The sequence below is a fragment of the Gordonia rhizosphera NBRC 16068 genome, assembly GCF_000298195.1.
GTDB classification, from domain to species: domain Bacteria; phylum Actinomycetota; class Actinomycetes; order Mycobacteriales; family Mycobacteriaceae; genus Gordonia; species Gordonia rhizosphera.
On record NZ_BAHC01000130.1, the window covers coordinates 23,276 to 37,969 of the forward strand.

A 14,694-nucleotide genomic window follows, 5' to 3' on the forward strand; every position below is an offset into this window, starting at 1 on the left:
CATCATGCGCAGAATCGGACAACTCGCGACCCTTGTGGCAGTCGCGACGGTGGTGGCCGTGGTGATCATCGGCATCCGGTCGGTTCCCGATGTCCAGCGGTATCTGCGGATGCGCCGTATGTGAGATGACGGCCGCCGCTGCGCCGACCACGACCGTGCTGGTCGCCGGTATCGGCAACATCTTTCGCCGCGACGACGGTTTCGGACCCGAGGTGGCCCGCCGCCTCACGCCGCCCACCGAGTCGGTCCGCGTCGTCGATTACGGCATCCGGGGCATGCATCTCGCCTACGACCTGCTCGAGCCGTGGGATGCGCTGGTGCTCGTGGACGCGATACCCGATCGGGGTGCACCCGGACAGGTGGAGGTCATGACGATCGACACGGGCTCCACGGGTGGTGTCGTCGGGCAGCTGGCCGGTCTCGACGGGCACGGTATGGATCCGATGTCGGTCATCGCCGGGGTGAAGACGTTGGGCGGCACCCTTCCACTCACGTATGTGGTGGGCTGTCAGGCGCACAGCATCGATGACGGGATCGGGCTCTCCGCCCCGGTCGCCGCCGCGGTGGAACCCGCCGTCGAGGCCGTCCGCGATCTCCTCGATCGACTGACGCACGGGCCGCGGGGGTGACCGGGCGATGTGTCTGGGAATCCCGGGGCAGGTGGTGAGGGTCCTCGACGGCTACGGCGGCCAGATCGCCCTCGTCGACGTCGAAGGTGAACACCGTAAGGTCAACATCGGGATGCTCGAGGGGGATTGTGAACTCGGCAGCGGTGACTGGATCATCATCCACATGGGGTTCGCCGTGGATAAGACCGACGCCGACGGCGCGCGCGAGGCGTTGGCCGGTCTGCGGTTGATGGGGCGGGACGAGACCGCATGAGTGCGGGTCGGGTGCGGCGCCGGCTGGTGATCACCGGCCTGGTCCAGGGCGTCGGTTTCCGGCCCTTCGTGTATGCGACCGCCGCCGAGCTGGCGCTGACCGGGGGAGTGCGCAACGATTCGTCCGGCGTCGTCATCGAGATCGAGGGGACGGCATCGGCCGCGGCGGAGTTCTCCGATCGGGTCCGCCATCGGCCGCCTGCCTTGGCGGTGGTGGAGGACATCGTGGAGACACCGCTCCGGCTTCGTGGCGGAACCGGTTTCACCATCGACGACTCCACCCACGGTACGCACGGGCGCACCCTGGTCTCACCGGACGTGGCGATCTGTGCCGACTGTCGCGCCGAACTGCGTGACCCCGCCGACCGACGTCACCGCCACCCGTTCATCAGCTGTACCAACTGCGGCCCGCGGTTCACCATCGTCGAGCGGATGCCCTACGACCGGACGAACACCTCGATGGCGGACTTCCCGATGTGTCCGAGATGTGCCGCTGAATACTCGGATCCGGGTGATCGGCGCTTCCACGCGCAGACCGTCTCGTGCCACGACTGTGGACCGGTGATCTCCTACGACGGACCGGATGCAGAGGACCGCGATCCCCTGACCGCAGCCCGAGCCCTGCTCGACCGGGGCGGGATACTCGCGGTGAAGGGAATCGGCGGGTATCACCTGGCCTGCGACGCGAACAACGAGCGGGCGGTGGCGACCCTCCGCAGACGAAAGAGGCGAGGAGACAAGCCGTTCGCGGTGATGGTCGCCGGCCTCGAGACGGCGCGGGGGCTGGTCGCGACCGATGCGGCGGCGGATCGCCTGCTGTGCAGCCCGCACGCGCCCATCGTGATCGGGCCCCGCTCCGGCGCACCGGTCGCCGCATCGGTGGCACCGGGTAACCCGGACCTCGGTGTGATGCTCGCCTACACCCCGCTACACCTGCTGCTCTTCGGCCTCGAGGAGGATCACCCCGGGCCGCAGGAGCTCGTGATGACATCGGGAAACCTTGGTGGAGAACCGATCTGCTATCAGCCCGAACAAGCACGCGAGCGTCTCGCGCAGATCGCGGACGGGTTTCTCGACCACGACCGGCGTATCGTCGTGCCCTGCGACGACTCGGTCCTCCGTGTCGTGGACGGGGCGACGATGCCGATCCGCCGGTCGCGAGGCTACGCCCCGATGCCGCTCGTCCTGCCCGCTCCCGCACCTCCGATGATGGCTACCGGTGCCGACCTGAAGAACACCTGTGCCGTCGCGCACGGCCGCTATGCCTGGCTGAGCCAACACATCGGGGACATGGACGATCTGGCCACGCTCAACGCCTTCGACGCCGCCGAGCGTCACCTCGAGGCGGTGACGGGTGTGACCCCGGAACTGCTGGCCGTCGATGCCCACCCCGGCTACCGGTCGGCCGCCTGGGCCCGGCGCACCGCCGCGGGGCGTGAGGTCCGTTCCGTCCATCACCACCATGCGCACGTCGCCGCGGTGATGGGCGAGCACGGCATCGATCCGAGCGAGAGCGTGCTGGGGATCGCTTTCGACGGCACCGGTTACGGCACCGACCGCGCCATCTGGGGTGGCGAGATCATGCACTGCCGCTACAAGTCGTGTCAGCGGCTGGCGCACCTGAGCTATGTGCCGCTGGCCGGTGGCGACGTCAGCGTGACCCGTCCGTACCGGATGGCACTGGCACATCTGTGGTCTGCCGGCATCGAGTGGTCGCCCCGACTGCCTGCGGTCGCGGCCTGCCCCGAGAGTGAACGACGTGCGCTGGCCCATCAGCTCGACACCGGGTTGGGTTGTGTGCCGACATCGAGCATGGGCCGGCTGTTCGACGCGATCTCCGCGCTCATCGGAATCCGTCAGATCATCGACTACGAGGCGCAGGCCGCGATCGAACTCGAGTCCGTGTCGCGCGGCATCGATTGTGCCGGAGAACATTACCGATTCGGCCTCGCCACCGACAACGACACCCCGGCCACGGTCATCGACCCCGCTCCCGTGCTGGGCGCGGCGGTGGCCGATCTCGGGGCGGGGGTCGCCCCGGGCACGATCGGTGCCCGTTTTCACGTCGCGGTCGCCGCGATGGTGCGCGACTGCGTGCTCCGCTTCGCCGAACTGTCGGACACCGTGGCCCTGACCGGGGGAGTATTCCAGAATGCGCTGTTGTTCGGCATGACCCGGAAGCTGCTGGCCGACGCCGGGTTCGAGGTGATCGCCCATCGACTGGTCCCGCCGAATGACGGTGGCGTGGCGTTCGGGCAACTGCTCGTGGCAAGTTCGGGGTGAGTGGAGGAGGAGACGATGTGCCTTGCGGTACCGGGCCGGATCGTGTCCATCGATGGCGACGGTGACCCGATCATGTCGGTGGTCGACTTCGGTGGTCTGCGCAAAGATGTCTGCCTGCAGTTCATTCCGGATGCGGCGATCGGCGAGTACGTCATGGTGCACGTCGGCTTCGCCATTCAGCGCCTCGACGAGGAGTCCGCGCTGGCCACCCTCGCCGAGTTCGAGCACCTCGGTGTGTTGTCCGAGGAGTTCGCCGACCCACTGGCCGATCGCGGAGACGATGAGGTGGCACGATGAAGTATCTCGACGAGTTCAGCGATCCGACACTCGCGGCCACGCTGGTCGATCAGATCCGCGATGCCACCGATCACCGCTGGGCGATCATGGAGGTCTGTGGTGGACAGACACATTCGATCGTCCGACACGGGATAGACCAGTTGCTGCCCGACCAGATCGAGATGATCCACGGTCCCGGTTGCCCGGTGTGCGTGACACCGTTGGAGGTGATCGACAAGGCGCTGGAGATCGCGGCGACGCCCGGCGTCATCTTCTGCTCGTTCGGGGATATGTTGCGGGTGCCCGGAACACATCGAGATCTGTTCGCGGTGAAGGGAGCCGGTGGTGACGTGCGGGTGGTGTACTCGCCGCTGGACGCGCTGAAGCTCGCGAAGGCCAACCCGGACCGTGAGGTCGTGTTCTTCGGGATCGGCTTCGAGACGACCGCGCCGGCGAACGCGATGACCGTGTACCAGGCCAGGCGACAGGGGATCACCAATTTCTCGATGCTGGTCTCGCATGTGCTGGTACCGCCCGCGATCGCGGCCATCATGGAGTCGCCGACCTGCCGGGTACAGGCGTTCCTCGCCGCCGGTCACGTCTGCGCCGTGATGGGTGTCGGCGAGTATCCGCCTTTGGCGCGACGGTATCGGGTCCCCATCGTCGTCACCGGATTCGAACCCCTCGACATCCTCGAGGGCATCCGGCGCACCGTGCTCCAACTCGAGGCCGGACGTCACGAGGTCGAGAATGCCTACCCACGCGCCGTCCCGGCCGAGGGTAACCCGGCGGCGAAGGCCCTGCTGGCCGAGGTCTTCGAGGTCACCGACCGGGTGTGGCGGGGTATCGGGATGATTCCCGGCAGCGGCTGGCGTCTCGCGCCGGCATACCGGGAATTCGACGCGGAGTTCCGTTTCCACGTCGACAACCTGCACGCCGAGGAGTCGTCGATCTGCCGATCCGGGGAGGTGCTGCAGGGGATGCTCAAGCCGCACGACTGTGCCGCCTTCGGGAAGGAATGCACACCGCGACATCCGTTGGGCGCCACGATGGTCTCCTCGGAGGGTGCGTGTGCGGCCTACTACCTCTACCGTCGTCTCGAACTGGCCGGCGATACCAGATCCGAGGCGGCCTCGCATGGCTGAAGATGTGGGCCGCAGGGCCGTCATCGACATGGAGAGCTGGGTCTGTCCGGTACCGCTGCGCGATTCGCCGAACGTGGTCATGGGGCACGGCGGCGGTGGCGCGATGTCGCAGCAGCTGATCGAGCACCTGTTCCTGCCGTCGTTCGGGGCGGCCGCCGACGCGAACATGGGGGACTCGGCGGTGCTCGACCTGGGCGGCCTGCGTCTGGCGTTCTCCACGGACTCGTTCGTCGTGCGGCCCCCGGAGTTCCCGGGCGGCTCGATCGGCGACCTCGCCGTCAACGGCACGGTCAACGACCTCGCCATGGTCGGCGCCCGGCCGACCGCGCTGTCGACCGCATTCATCATCGAGGAAGGCACCCCGCTCGTGGAGGTCGCCCGGGCGGCCGAGGCGATGGGGGCCGCCGCGCTGGCCGCGGGCGTCCGGCTGGTGACCGGCGACACCAAGGTGGTCGACGCCGGGAGCGGTGACGGGATCTACATCAACACCGCCGGGGTCGGGGTCGTCGCGCCCGCCGTCGACATCGGGCCCCGGCGTGCGCAGGTCGGCGACGCCGTGCTGGTCAGCGGCGACATCGGCGTGCACGGTGTGGCGGTGATGAGCTGCCGTGAGGGACTCGAGTTCGCCACGTCGGTGCGCAGCGACACCGCGCCGCTGACCGATCTCGTCGCCGCGATGATCCGGAGCGGAGCCGACATCCACACCCTTCGCGACCCCACCCGCGGGGGACTGGCGGCCAGCCTGAACGAGATCGCCGCGGCCGCCGACGTCGGCGTGGCGCTGCAGGAGAGTTTGATCCCCATCCCCGCGGGGGTCCGCGACGCGTGCGGGGTGTTGGGACTCGACCCGATGTACGTGGCCAACGAGGGCAAGCTGGTGGCCTTCGTGGCCGGCGGGGACGCCGAGGCGGTCCTGGAGGTCATGCGTGCGCATCCGTTGGGTGCCGGAGCCGCGATCATCGGCACCTGTGTGCCCGACCACCGGGGGATGGTGGTCGCCCGCACCGCCCTGGGCGGCACCCGCGTGGTGGACATGCCCGCGGGCGAGCAACTGCCGCGCATATGTTGACAACGCGATCCGGCGACGACCCGGATCGCCCCGGCTTCGCCGACGGAGTCCGGGACTTCGCGCGATATGCCTTCGCGCCCAACGAACTCGGCTATTGCGGTCCCGACGACTTCGTCGAACTGATGGCCGGGGACCCGCACCGGCTCGCGGAGCGTGCGCACGAGTTCGAAGGTGCCTGGACCTACCTCGTGACGCTCGCCGATGCGCTCGATGACCGGGTTCCGTTGGATCCGGAGGTGGTGCACGCCTACTGGGTCGGCAGTGACCTCCTCGGACAAGTGGATTCGCGCGTACTGATCGGCAACCTGCGGCGGCGGTTCCGCGGCCCGGCCACCGGACTGCTGCCTGCGATCACCGCCGACGACGACCCACCCGCCCACCACAATTTCCATGTGCTCGCGGTCTACCCGTGGATCACGATGCTGGGCGTGGACACGAGGACCCCGCTGTCGATCCTGCAGAGTTGCTGCATCCGCCCCGGCCGGGTCGAGCGGGTCGCGGGAGACGTCGTCGACGTCTCGTGCCGAGAAATGTCGTTCGACGGAACTGGCATCGGATGGGGTGACGCGGCGACGGTTTCCGCACGCTGGCGCCTGCCAGGCCTTGAGATGGTGTCCAAACCAGTTGTCGGAGAGCATGTTTCGCTGCACTGGGATTGGGTGTGCGGCATCCTCGGGTCGTCGGACCTGGCGCAGTTGGAGGCAGCGACGCAGCGTGTCCTCGATATCGTAAACGCCCGTCTGTCGGGAGCGTGACTACGGTGTGACCGGCGGTCGCTGCTCGCATTTGGCCGGCACGACGAACACCGGCCGGTTGCAGTGTTTGAGGACACTCTCGGCGACGCTCGAGTGCAGCAGCGCCTTGAGGCCGGATTCGCCGCGTGTCCCGGTGACGAGCAGGTCCACATCCAGCGCGTCGGCGGCCGCGACGAGAGCACCCCACACCGTGGACTCCACCTCCACGAGGGAGCCCTTGGCCGTCAGCCCGACCGACGTCGCGAGACTCACGCCGCCCTCGTTGACGGCGGCGGCCTCGTCGCGGAGGGCTTCGTCGACACCGGACTCGAGGCGGGTGTCGACGAACGGCTGCATCCCTCCCGACAACGCCGACAACCGGGTCGGCGACATCCCGCCGGGTTCCCACGCGGTCACCACGTAGGCGGTCCGGGCGCGCAGGAACCGTCCCGCGTATCGGATGGCGCGATCGGCGTTCGGGGAGCCATCGTAGGCGATCATGAGTGTCTGCTGGTTGCCCCGCGATGTCGGGGCGGATGCGGCCGCGGGGGCAGCGAGTGTCGAAACGCCGTCGGAAGCGGCTCGCTGCGAGGTGGACCTGGCGTCCATGGGCCAAGGTTACATGCCAGACTCGTCGCATGGGCATACCTCGGACTCCCCGTCATCGGCCGCGTGTCGCGCTCGTGCTGGTCCTCGTCGCGTCGATGGTGCTGGCGGGCGCGTGTGCGACCCGCGAGTCGTCCGACGCCGCCGCCACATCGAGCTCGGGCCGCACCTCGGCGTACGCGTCCACCGCGTCGTCGAGCATGGTGGTGCAGCCCGTATCGGCTTGCGGCACAGCGCAACTCGCCACGATGACGCTGCGCCAGAAGCTGGCCCAGCTGATCGTCGTCGGGGTCACCGGCACCGCCGACGCCCAGTCGATCGTCAACCGGGAACACATCGGCGGGATCTTCGTCGGGAGCTGGACCGACAAGTCGATCCTGACCAGCGGTGCGGCCGCCCGTATCTCGCGCGGCAGCCGAATCCCGTTGATGGTGACCGTGGATCAGGAAGGTGGACGGGTCTCGCGGTTGTCGGCTCTGGGTATCGACAGCCCGTCGGCGCGCACGCTCGCCCAGACGAAGACACCCGCTCAGGTCCGGGCCCTCGCCGCCGGGATCGGACGTCAGTTGCGCCAACTCGGTGTCACGGTCGATTTCGCCCCCGACGCCGACGTCAGCAACGAGTCCGCCGGTGAGGTGATCGGCGACCGCTCGTTCAGTAACGACCCGCAGGTGGTCACGCGCTACGCCGGCGCGTTCGCGGCGGGCCTGCAGGATGCCGGGATCACTCCCGTCTACAAGCATTTCCCGGGGCACGGCCACGGGTCGGGTGACTCCCACCTCGGTGTCGTCGTGACACCGCCGTTGTCGACGCTGCAGACCAGCGACCTGGTGCCCTACCGGACGTTGCTGGCCAATCCGGGCAACGCCGCGGTGATGGTCGGACACCTGATCGTGCCCGGACTCACCGGACCGGAAACCCCGGCGAGTATCAGCCCCAGTGCGATGCGCATGTTGCGGACCGGCCGCGGCTACGGTGGGCCGGCCTTCAACGGCGTGGTCTTCACCGACGACCTGTCCGGTATGGCTGCCATCAGTGCCCGCTATCCGATCGAACAGGCCGCCCCGATGGCGATCCGGGCCGGCGCAGACGTCGCGCTCTGGTTGTCCACCGATCGGGTGCCGGCGGTTCTCGACGCCCTCGAGCGTGACGTCGCCGCGAACCGGCTCACCGTGGCGCGGGTGGACACCTCGGTGGTGCGCATCCTGCGGTCGAAGGGTGTCCTGCGGTGCTGACGAGGGTGGCCGTGCTCACAGCAGATCGGGGTCGGTCTGGTGGTGGATCGCGCGCAGGGTCTTGATGGCCTCCGCCACCCGACGTGACCGGGCCCGATGCGGAATCGTCACGGCGATGGCGGGATTGTCCTCCATGCCGGCGACCGGACGGTAGGCGACGTCGAGGCCTTCGAAAGACTGCACACCTGGATGCGGTACCGCGTTGACCAGCGAAAACCCCAGCCCCCGCGCCACCAGCGCGCGGATGGTCTCGGCGCTCGACGAGCGCCACCGCACCTCGACGTCGAGACCCCGGGAGTGGATGCGGTCGAGGAGCAGTTCGGCGGTGGGCGGTATGTCCAGGAAGATCGCAGGCAGGCGGACCAGTTCGGCCAGTTGCACCTCGTCGGCTCGCGCCAGTGGGGAGTCGGCGGGCAGCATGGCGTGTAGCCGCACGCTGCCCAGGCGGTGGGTGACGAGCTCATGCCGTTCCAGCTGGCGCGAGTAGAGCATCGCCACGTCGAGACGGCCGGTGGCGACGAGGTCCTGCAGGCGTCGGGGAGTCTCCTCTGCGAGTTCGAGATCGACTCGCGGCCAGTGCTTCTCGAAATGGGCGACCAATCCGGGGAGCATGCGCGGACTGGCTGTGTGTAGACATCCGACCGACAGCGGCCCACGCAGATCTGAGCCGCTCTCGTCGACGGAGTCGACCGCGTCGTCGACCGCGGTCAGGATCGCGCGTGCCCGGGCGGCGAACTCTTCGCCGGCCGACGTGGGGCGTGCGCGTCGGGCCGGTCCACGGGCGAGGAGGACCGTGCCGAGACTCTTCTCGAGCTGCGACAACGACGCCGACACGGTTGCCTGCGACACGTGGGCCGCCGCCGCGCCGGCGCTCACCGAACCGTGGTCGAGCACCGCGATCAAGTACTCCATCTGGCGCAGTGTGACCTCATTCATAGCCTCAGTCTATGTTAGTCGTAAGATATTCTTGCTTTTCCTCTCTTTGTGGTTCGGAGCACACTCATCAGTGAGAGTTAATCCAGGTCATAGAGGAGGACCGAATGCATTCGTCCAGCACCAAGACCGGTGGTACCAGGGTGATCACCCTCGGAACGACCGGTGGCCCGCGCTGGTGGAAGGGTGACTCCAAGGATCGCGCCGGCATCGCCACCGCAGTCGCCGTCGGAGACCGCTTCTATCTGGTGGACGCCGGGCATGGCGTCGGGCGACGTATCCGCCAGGCGGGTCTCGAACTCGCCGACCTCGGCGGCGTCTTCCTGACCCACCTTCACTCCGATCACACCATCGATCTGCCGTCGCTGCTCGTGTTCGGCATGCACGAGCTGCAGAGCCGCGGGAACGACCCGGTCCGGCTGTTCGGCCCCGGAGACCGCGGCGCCCTGCCGCCGATCTCTCCGCACGCGACCACGATTCCGCAACCGGTGGCCCCGGATAATCCGACACCGGGCACCGTCGACATGGCTGCGTCCATCGTGCGTGCCTTCGCCACCGACCTCAACGACCGTTGGCTGGACTCGCTGCGTCTGCCCCCGACGGAACTGTTCGAGGTGAGCGACATCGCTATCCCGACCGACATCGGGTACCACCCGAACGAGAACCCGACGCCGGCGATGGACCCGTTCGTGGTGTTCGAGGACGACCGGGTCCAGGTGACCGCCATCCTCGTCGAGCACCCGCCGGTCGCACCCGCATTCGCGTTCCGCTTCGACTCCGACAGCGGCTCGGTCACCATCTCCGGCGACACCTGCGAGACCGACAACATGGTGACCCTGGCGCGCGACACCGACCTGTTGCTGCACGAGGCGATCGATTTCGAATGGGTCGATGGGCTCTACGGCCATCGCGTCGACGATGAGGGCCGCGCGTCGCGGGCACATCACTACAAGTCCCACACCTCGGTCGAGGGTGCGTGCCGGATCGCCGAGCGCGCCGGGGCTCGTCGACTGGCGGTGCACCATCTGGTGCCCGGTTCGGCCGATCCCGCGGTGTGGGCTCGCGGCAACGACCTGATGCCCGGACGATTCCTCGTACCCGACGATCTCGATGTCATCGAACCACGCCAAGGCGGCGCCCGCCTCCCCCTGTTCGCCGACTCCGTAACGGCCTGAAGGAAACATGATGACCAAGACACACCACGACAATCCTGCATCGGGTTCCGGCCGCCAGGTGTCGCTGAACACAGCGGAGATGCGCCGGATCCTCGGGTCGAGTTTCATCGGCTCGGCGATCGAGTTCTATGACTTCATCCTGTACGCGACCGCGTCGTCGATCGTGTTCCCCAAACTGTTCTTCACCGATCTCGGGCCCGGCCTGGGCTTGGTCGCGGCGTTCGCGACCCTGGCCGCGGGATACTTCGCCCGGCCGCTCGGCGGCGTCATCTTCGGTCACTTCGGTGACCGGTACGGACGTAAGAAGGCGCTGGTGGTCTCCATGCTGGTCATGGGCGGCGTCACGGTGGCCATCGGCCTGATGCCCGCGACTGCGAAGATCGGGATCATCGCACCCGTGGCGCTGTTGATCCTGCGGATTCTGCAGGGGATCGCGGTCGGTGGTGAATGGGGTGGTGCCGCACTCATGGCGGTCGAGCACGCGCCCAAGAACCGGCGGGGCTTCGCTGCGGCGTTCGCGAACGCCGGCGGACCGGCCGGGGCCGTGCTCGCCACGCTCGTGCTGTCGCTGATGACCGTGCTCACCGGATCTCAGTTTGCCGTGTGGGGCTGGCGGATTCCGTTCGTCCTGTCTGCCCTGCTCATCGTGGTCGGCCTCGTGGTCCGCCTCAAGGTGTCCGAGACACCGGCGTTCCAGGCGCTGCAGAAGGCCAGCGATGAGCGACGTATGCCGATCGTGGATGTTCTGCGCAACCACCGCGGTGCGGTGATGGCCGCGTTGCTGGTGACCATCAGCGTCTACACGACGCAGGCCATCGTCACGGTGTGGGGTGTTGCGATGGCGGTCGAGGCCGGCGAGGACAAGACGGCCATCCTGAACTGGAAAGCCACTGCCGCGGTGGTGACAGTGATTGTCACGTTCGCATCGGCGCGGGTCAGTGACCGTGTGGGACAACGTCGGGCGCTGGTCTTCGGGTGTTCGGTGGCCGCCGTGTCGGCGATCCCGCTGACGTTCATGATCGGTAGCGGCAGCCTGGGCCACTATGCCGTGGCGATCATGCTGGGCAACGGTGTGGTGCAGGGCCTGATCTACGGGCCCATCGCGGCATACGTCACCTCGCTCTTCCCGGCCGACGTCCGATACACCGGTGCCTCGATCGGATACCAGGGCGCAGCTGCGCTGGGCGCCGGTGTCACCCCGGTGGTCGCCTCGGCTCTGGTCCTGCTGCCCGGCGGTCTGTTGTGGGTCGGTACGGCCTGGGCCGCAATGGCAGTGGTCAGTGCGACCGTTGCCGCCCGCTATCGCCGGCACACCGTCGAGGAGGCCGCGCCGGTAACCGAGTTATCCGCCGCATCCACCGCGATCGCGGCGACGCGATGAGCATCGACGCGATGCCAGAGCAGCCGACCCCGTCCGCTGTCGCCGACCTCACGGCGACAGCGGACGGGGGCTCTCCGGCGGAAGACGCGCGGGGCGACCTGGCCCGGCGCGTCTTTCCGGGCGGAAGCGACCCGGATCCGCGGTTCACACTCGCCAACGAACGAACGTTTCTCGCCTGGATCCGCACGGCACTGGCGTTCGTCGCGGCAGGCGTCGCGCTCGAGGCGTTCGCGCTGGGTGGCCTCTCTCCGGCCACCCGGAAGGCGGTAGCGGTCGTGCTGATCGTCACCGGTATGCTCGCTGCCGCCGGCGCGGGGTGGCATTGGTGGCGTGCAGAAACCGCAATGCGACGAGGAAGGCCGCTTCCGCTCCCGGCGATCGTGCCACTGATCGCGATTGCGGCGACGGCAGGAGCGGCCGTCGCGACCATCCTGGTTCTCACCGCATGATCTGGAGTACCCGGTCCGACGTCCGGACCCCGCCGTCGCCGACCGATCCGGGTCTCCAGCCCGAGCGAACCGTGTTGGCGGCGGTCCGGACCGCACTGTCGTTCACCGTGATCGCGCTGCTGGGCGTGCGGATGGCGGGATCACTCGGCGGCGCGCTGTTGCCAGTGGTCGCGGTCGGCGCCGCGGTGGTGATCGTCGTCGTCGGTCGCCTCGGCGGTGACCTTCGCGGATTCGCCGACAGCTTGACGGCCGCCCGGGGTACCGATCTCGGTCGGGCCGTCTCGCGGGTCGCGGTGTTCGTCGCGGCCACCACCGTGACGGGCGCGACTGCCGTGGTGGCCGTCGTCATGGCCTGACCCACACGATGGTGGTCAACTTACCAAACGGTAAGATGGTCCGAGCCACACGAGCGTGATGTGGCCCAGTGGTAGAGGAGTGACGATGGCCGGAGGGACCAAGCGGTTGCCCCGCGCGGTGCGGGAGCAACAGATGCTGGACGCTGCGGTCAAGGTCTTCTCGGAGAATGGCTTCCGCGAGGCATCCATGGATGCGATCGCCGCCGAGGCGGCCATCAGCAAGCCGATGCTCTACCTCTACTACGGCTCCAAGGACGAGTTGTTCAGCGCCTGCATCTCGCGCGAATACGCTCGCTTCATCGAGACCATGAGTGTCGGCTTCGATCCATCGCTGCGTCAGCGTGACCAGGCCCGCACCGTCGTGATGGAGTTCCTGCGGTATGTCGACGAGCACCGTCAGTCCTGGAAGCTGCTCTACCGTGTCGCGATCGGGTCTGCGGCCTTCGTGCATTTCGTCTCCGACAGCCGTCGGCAGGTCACCGAGATGGTCACCGAATTGATCCGGGCCGGCACCACCGTCGAGGGTGCCCGTGACATCGACTTCGAACTCACCGCCGTGGCCCTGGTCGGCGCCGGGGAGGCCGTCGCCGACCGCATCACCGAGGGCGACGTGGACCTCGAGACCGCGACCGATCTCCTCGTCGGCATCGTCTGGCGGGGACTGAAGGGTGTGGGCACGGCGGACTTGCCGGTGGACTGAGCGTTCCGCGGAACGCGACTGGCCCGCTCTGTCGGCAGCCTCCGCTATACAGTTCTGTTCGGGTTCGACGACAACTGTTTGGAGTGCAACCAGTGATCAGCAGTTCATCCAGACAATGCGGGAGGTGAGCTGTGACCCAACCGGGGCCGACGTTCCCCACCAAGTTCGAGCTGACCCGCCCGCTCCTCGATCTGATGACAGACGATCAGATCTGGGCGCGTTCAGATCTACGAGAGGTCATGGCTGATGTGCTGCAATTGACCCCTCAGCAACGGGCCGAGACCGTGAAGTCGGGGAGTACTCGGCTCGACGTGCGCGTGAGTTGGGCGCTTTACTACCTCAATCGGACAGGTGCCGTCGAGCCCGCAGGCACCGGTCGGACGAAGATCACCGCCTACGGGCATCAGTTGCTGGTCGAGCACCCGGACCAATTGAGCCAGGCTGATTTGGAAGCATCCGCACAGTACCTCGACGACACGGCCTCTTCGAGCGGTGAGGATTCGGAGAAGCTGCCTGTGTGCTGGTTCGTCGGTGCCGTGTTCAGTGACCGGCCCGGTGCCGAGGTATTCGACCACACCGAACTGTTCAGAGCCGAAGGCCGTTGGCAGGCGGGGCGTCCGCACAGGTACTCCGACCAGATCTTGGCGATGAAGCCGGGCGATCGCATTGCGATCAAGGCAGCCTTCACCCGAAAGCACGACCTACCGTTCGACATCAACGGCAAGACTGCGTCGGTGATGTCCATCAAGGCGACCGGCACCGTCACGCGCAACTTCGGCGACGGTGATGGCGTCGAGGTCGAGTGGAATCCGGAGGAGCTCCTGCCAGAAGAGGATTGGTACTTCTGGACCAGCCGAAGCACAGTGTGGAAAGTCCGGCCAAGCACGTGGAAATCCAGGGCGCTCATCGCGTTCGCTTTCGACGGTGCCGACCAGGACTACGGGCGCTTCCTGACAGAGCCCTACTGGCAGAAGAAGTACGGCATCGACGCAAAGGTGTCGCATAGTGCCTTCGACTCGACGAGGCTCGATGAAGAGGTTCCTGACGAGCCCATCTATACCGTCGACGACATCGTGGGCGATGGCTGCTTTATGTCGGCGGCTGAGTTGGCGGGCCACATCGGCGCCCTGAGGCGCAAGAAGAATCTCATCCTCCAGGGGCCGCCAGGCACTGGAAAGACCTGGCTTGCCAAGCGCCTGGCCTACGCGGTGATCGAACGCAAGGATCGGAAACTGATCCACGCGCTGCAGTTCCATCCAACGGTTTCCTACGAGGACTTCGTTCGCGGCTGGCGTCCCAGTGGGGACGGCAAGCTCACTCTCACCGACGGCGTCTTCCTCGATGTCATCGATGCGGCGGTCAACGAACCAGACAATAACCACGTGCTCGTCATCGAGGAGATCAATCGCGCCAATCTGGCTCAGGTCATGGGTGAACTTCTGACCCTCTTGGAGTCGGACAAGCGCGATCC

General features: G+C 67.4%; 17 protein-coding genes. 15 read left to right on the forward strand and 2 right to left on the reverse strand.

The window, feature by feature from the left end:
- Positions 1 to 4: 4 nt before the first annotated feature.
- From GORHZ_RS32265 to GORHZ_RS16535, 8 genes are read left to right on the forward strand one after another with little or no spacing between them, the layout of a single operon-like run.
- Complete coding sequence (locus GORHZ_RS32265; protein WP_085948713.1) at positions 5 to 124, forward strand: DUF6893 family small protein; 120 nt, start codon at positions 5 to 7, stop codon at positions 122 to 124.
- 1 nt (position 125) lies between these two features.
- Complete coding sequence (locus tag GORHZ_RS16505) at positions 126 to 629, forward strand: hydrogenase maturation protease (RefSeq protein ID WP_006334838.1); 504 nt, start codon at positions 126 to 128, stop codon at positions 627 to 629.
- A gap of 7 nt (positions 630 to 636) precedes the next feature.
- Entirely contained in the window at positions 637 to 882 is a 246-nt protein-coding gene (locus tag GORHZ_RS16510) for a HypC/HybG/HupF family hydrogenase formation chaperone (RefSeq protein ID WP_006334840.1), read from the forward strand.
- Positions 879 to 3,164 (forward strand): carbamoyltransferase HypF, encoded by a 2,286-nt coding sequence (hypF, locus tag GORHZ_RS16515; protein ID WP_006334842.1) that lies wholly within the window; start codon positions 879 to 881, stop codon positions 3,162 to 3,164. Before GORHZ_RS16510 ends, hypF begins: the two co-directional genes overlap by 4 nt.
- A gap of 15 nt (positions 3,165 to 3,179) precedes the next feature.
- Positions 3,180 to 3,461 (forward strand): HypC/HybG/HupF family hydrogenase formation chaperone, encoded by a 282-nt coding sequence (locus GORHZ_RS16520; protein WP_006334843.1) that lies wholly within the window; start codon positions 3,180 to 3,182, stop codon positions 3,459 to 3,461.
- On the forward strand, positions 3,458 to 4,585 hold the full coding sequence (gene hypD / locus GORHZ_RS16525; protein WP_006334844.1) for a hydrogenase formation protein HypD: 1,128 nt from the start codon (positions 3,458 to 3,460) through the stop codon (positions 4,583 to 4,585). The genes GORHZ_RS16520 and hypD overlap by 4 nt, the downstream gene beginning before the upstream one ends.
- The gene (hypE, locus tag GORHZ_RS16530; RefSeq protein ID WP_040532307.1) at positions 4,578 to 5,654 is read left to right on the forward strand and encodes a hydrogenase expression/formation protein HypE; all 1,077 of its coding nucleotides are present in this window, start codon (positions 4,578 to 4,580) and stop codon (positions 5,652 to 5,654) included. The genes hypD and hypE overlap by 8 nt, the downstream gene beginning before the upstream one ends.
- Positions 5,648 to 6,409: a DUF6390 family protein gene (locus GORHZ_RS16535; RefSeq protein WP_006334854.1), complete on the forward strand. Its 762-nt coding sequence runs from the start codon at positions 5,648 to 5,650 to the stop codon at positions 6,407 to 6,409. Before hypE ends, GORHZ_RS16535 begins: the two co-directional genes overlap by 7 nt.
- Here the strand turns inward: GORHZ_RS16535 and GORHZ_RS16540 are convergent, their stop codons facing one another.
- Entirely contained in the window at positions 6,410 to 6,997 is a 588-nt protein-coding gene (locus GORHZ_RS16540; RefSeq protein ID WP_040532308.1) for a universal stress protein, read from the reverse strand.
- 29 nt (positions 6,998 to 7,026) lie between these two features.
- Here GORHZ_RS16540 and GORHZ_RS16545 point away from each other — a divergent pair, with 29 nt between their 5' ends.
- On the forward strand, positions 7,027 to 8,229 hold the full coding sequence (locus GORHZ_RS16545; RefSeq protein WP_006334860.1) for a glycoside hydrolase family 3 N-terminal domain-containing protein: 1,203 nt from the start codon (positions 7,027 to 7,029) through the stop codon (positions 8,227 to 8,229).
- Between the two features lie 15 nt (positions 8,230 to 8,244).
- On the opposite strand, the gene GORHZ_RS16550 is transcribed toward GORHZ_RS16545, so the two are convergent.
- Positions 8,245 to 9,165, reverse strand: a complete 921-nt coding sequence (locus GORHZ_RS16550) for a LysR substrate-binding domain-containing protein (RefSeq protein ID WP_006334862.1) — start codon at positions 9,163 to 9,165, stop codon at positions 8,245 to 8,247.
- A gap of 104 nt (positions 9,166 to 9,269) precedes the next feature.
- On the opposite strand from GORHZ_RS16550, the gene GORHZ_RS16555 reads away from it, so the two are divergent.
- From GORHZ_RS16555 to GORHZ_RS16580, 6 genes are all read left to right on the forward strand, one after another.
- On the forward strand, positions 9,270 to 10,337 hold the full coding sequence (locus tag GORHZ_RS16555; protein WP_006334864.1) for an MBL fold metallo-hydrolase: 1,068 nt from the start codon (positions 9,270 to 9,272) through the stop codon (positions 10,335 to 10,337).
- Positions 10,338 to 10,347: 10 nt separating this feature from the next.
- Positions 10,348 to 11,718 (forward strand): MFS transporter, encoded by a 1,371-nt coding sequence (locus tag GORHZ_RS16560; protein ID WP_006334866.1) that lies wholly within the window; start codon positions 10,348 to 10,350, stop codon positions 11,716 to 11,718.
- An 11-nt stretch (positions 11,719 to 11,729) separates the two neighbouring features.
- Positions 11,730 to 12,167 carry a YidH family protein gene (locus tag GORHZ_RS16565; protein WP_157205228.1) on the forward strand — a complete coding sequence of 146 codons (438 nt, stop codon included), beginning with the start codon at positions 11,730 to 11,732 and terminating at the stop codon, positions 12,165 to 12,167.
- A complete protein-coding gene (locus tag GORHZ_RS16570; RefSeq protein WP_006334868.1) occupies positions 12,164 to 12,523 on the forward strand; it encodes a DUF202 domain-containing protein in 360 nt (119 codons plus the stop codon). Before GORHZ_RS16565 ends, GORHZ_RS16570 begins: the two co-directional genes overlap by 4 nt.
- Positions 12,524 to 12,608: 85 nt before the next feature.
- Complete coding sequence (locus tag GORHZ_RS16575) at positions 12,609 to 13,223, forward strand: TetR/AcrR family transcriptional regulator (protein WP_006334869.1); 615 nt, start codon at positions 12,609 to 12,611, stop codon at positions 13,221 to 13,223.
- A 131-nt stretch (positions 13,224 to 13,354) separates the two neighbouring features.
- A partial coding sequence (locus GORHZ_RS16580; protein ID WP_006334870.1) for an AAA family ATPase occupies positions 13,355 to 14,694 on the forward strand: 1,340 nt, incomplete at its 3' end.

What these genes read in the sequence shown, in the direction of transcription:
- GORHZ_RS16540 (WP_040532308.1), bottom strand. Translation starts at nt 6,997, where the DNA reads ATGGACGCCAGGTCCACCTCGCAGCGAGCCGCTTCCGACGGCGTTTCG.
- GORHZ_RS16560 (WP_006334866.1), top strand. Translation starts at nt 10,348, where the DNA reads ATGACCAAGACACACCACGACAATCCTGCATCGGGTTCCGGCCGCCAG.
- GORHZ_RS16550 (WP_006334862.1), bottom strand. Translation starts at nt 9,165, where the DNA reads ATGAATGAGGTCACACTGCGCCAGATGGAGTACTTGATCGCGGTGCTC.
- GORHZ_RS16535 (WP_006334854.1), top strand. Translation starts at nt 5,648, where the DNA reads ATGTTGACAACGCGATCCGGCGACGACCCGGATCGCCCCGGCTTCGCC.
- hypF (WP_006334842.1), top strand. Translation starts at nt 879, where the DNA reads ATGAGTGCGGGTCGGGTGCGGCGCCGGCTGGTGATCACCGGCCTGGTC.
- hypE (WP_040532307.1), top strand. Translation starts at nt 4,578, where the DNA reads ATGGCTGAAGATGTGGGCCGCAGGGCCGTCATCGACATGGAGAGCTGG.
- hypD (WP_006334844.1), top strand. Translation starts at nt 3,458, where the DNA reads ATGAAGTATCTCGACGAGTTCAGCGATCCGACACTCGCGGCCACGCTG.
- GORHZ_RS16520 (WP_006334843.1), top strand. Translation starts at nt 3,180, where the DNA reads ATGTGCCTTGCGGTACCGGGCCGGATCGTGTCCATCGATGGCGACGGT.
- GORHZ_RS16545 (WP_006334860.1), top strand. Translation starts at nt 7,027, where the DNA reads ATGGGCATACCTCGGACTCCCCGTCATCGGCCGCGTGTCGCGCTCGTG.
- GORHZ_RS16555 (WP_006334864.1), top strand. Translation starts at nt 9,270, where the DNA reads ATGCATTCGTCCAGCACCAAGACCGGTGGTACCAGGGTGATCACCCTC.
- GORHZ_RS16510 (WP_006334840.1), top strand. Translation starts at nt 637, where the DNA reads ATGTGTCTGGGAATCCCGGGGCAGGTGGTGAGGGTCCTCGACGGCTAC.
- GORHZ_RS16575 (WP_006334869.1), top strand. Translation starts at nt 12,609, where the DNA reads ATGGCCGGAGGGACCAAGCGGTTGCCCCGCGCGGTGCGGGAGCAACAG.
- GORHZ_RS16570 (WP_006334868.1), top strand. Translation starts at nt 12,164, where the DNA reads ATGATCTGGAGTACCCGGTCCGACGTCCGGACCCCGCCGTCGCCGACC.
- GORHZ_RS32265 (WP_085948713.1), top strand. Translation starts at nt 5, where the DNA reads ATGCGCAGAATCGGACAACTCGCGACCCTTGTGGCAGTCGCGACGGTG.
- GORHZ_RS16565 (WP_157205228.1), top strand. Translation starts at nt 11,730, where the DNA reads ATGCCAGAGCAGCCGACCCCGTCCGCTGTCGCCGACCTCACGGCGACA.
- GORHZ_RS16505 (WP_006334838.1), top strand. Translation starts at nt 126, where the DNA reads ATGACGGCCGCCGCTGCGCCGACCACGACCGTGCTGGTCGCCGGTATC.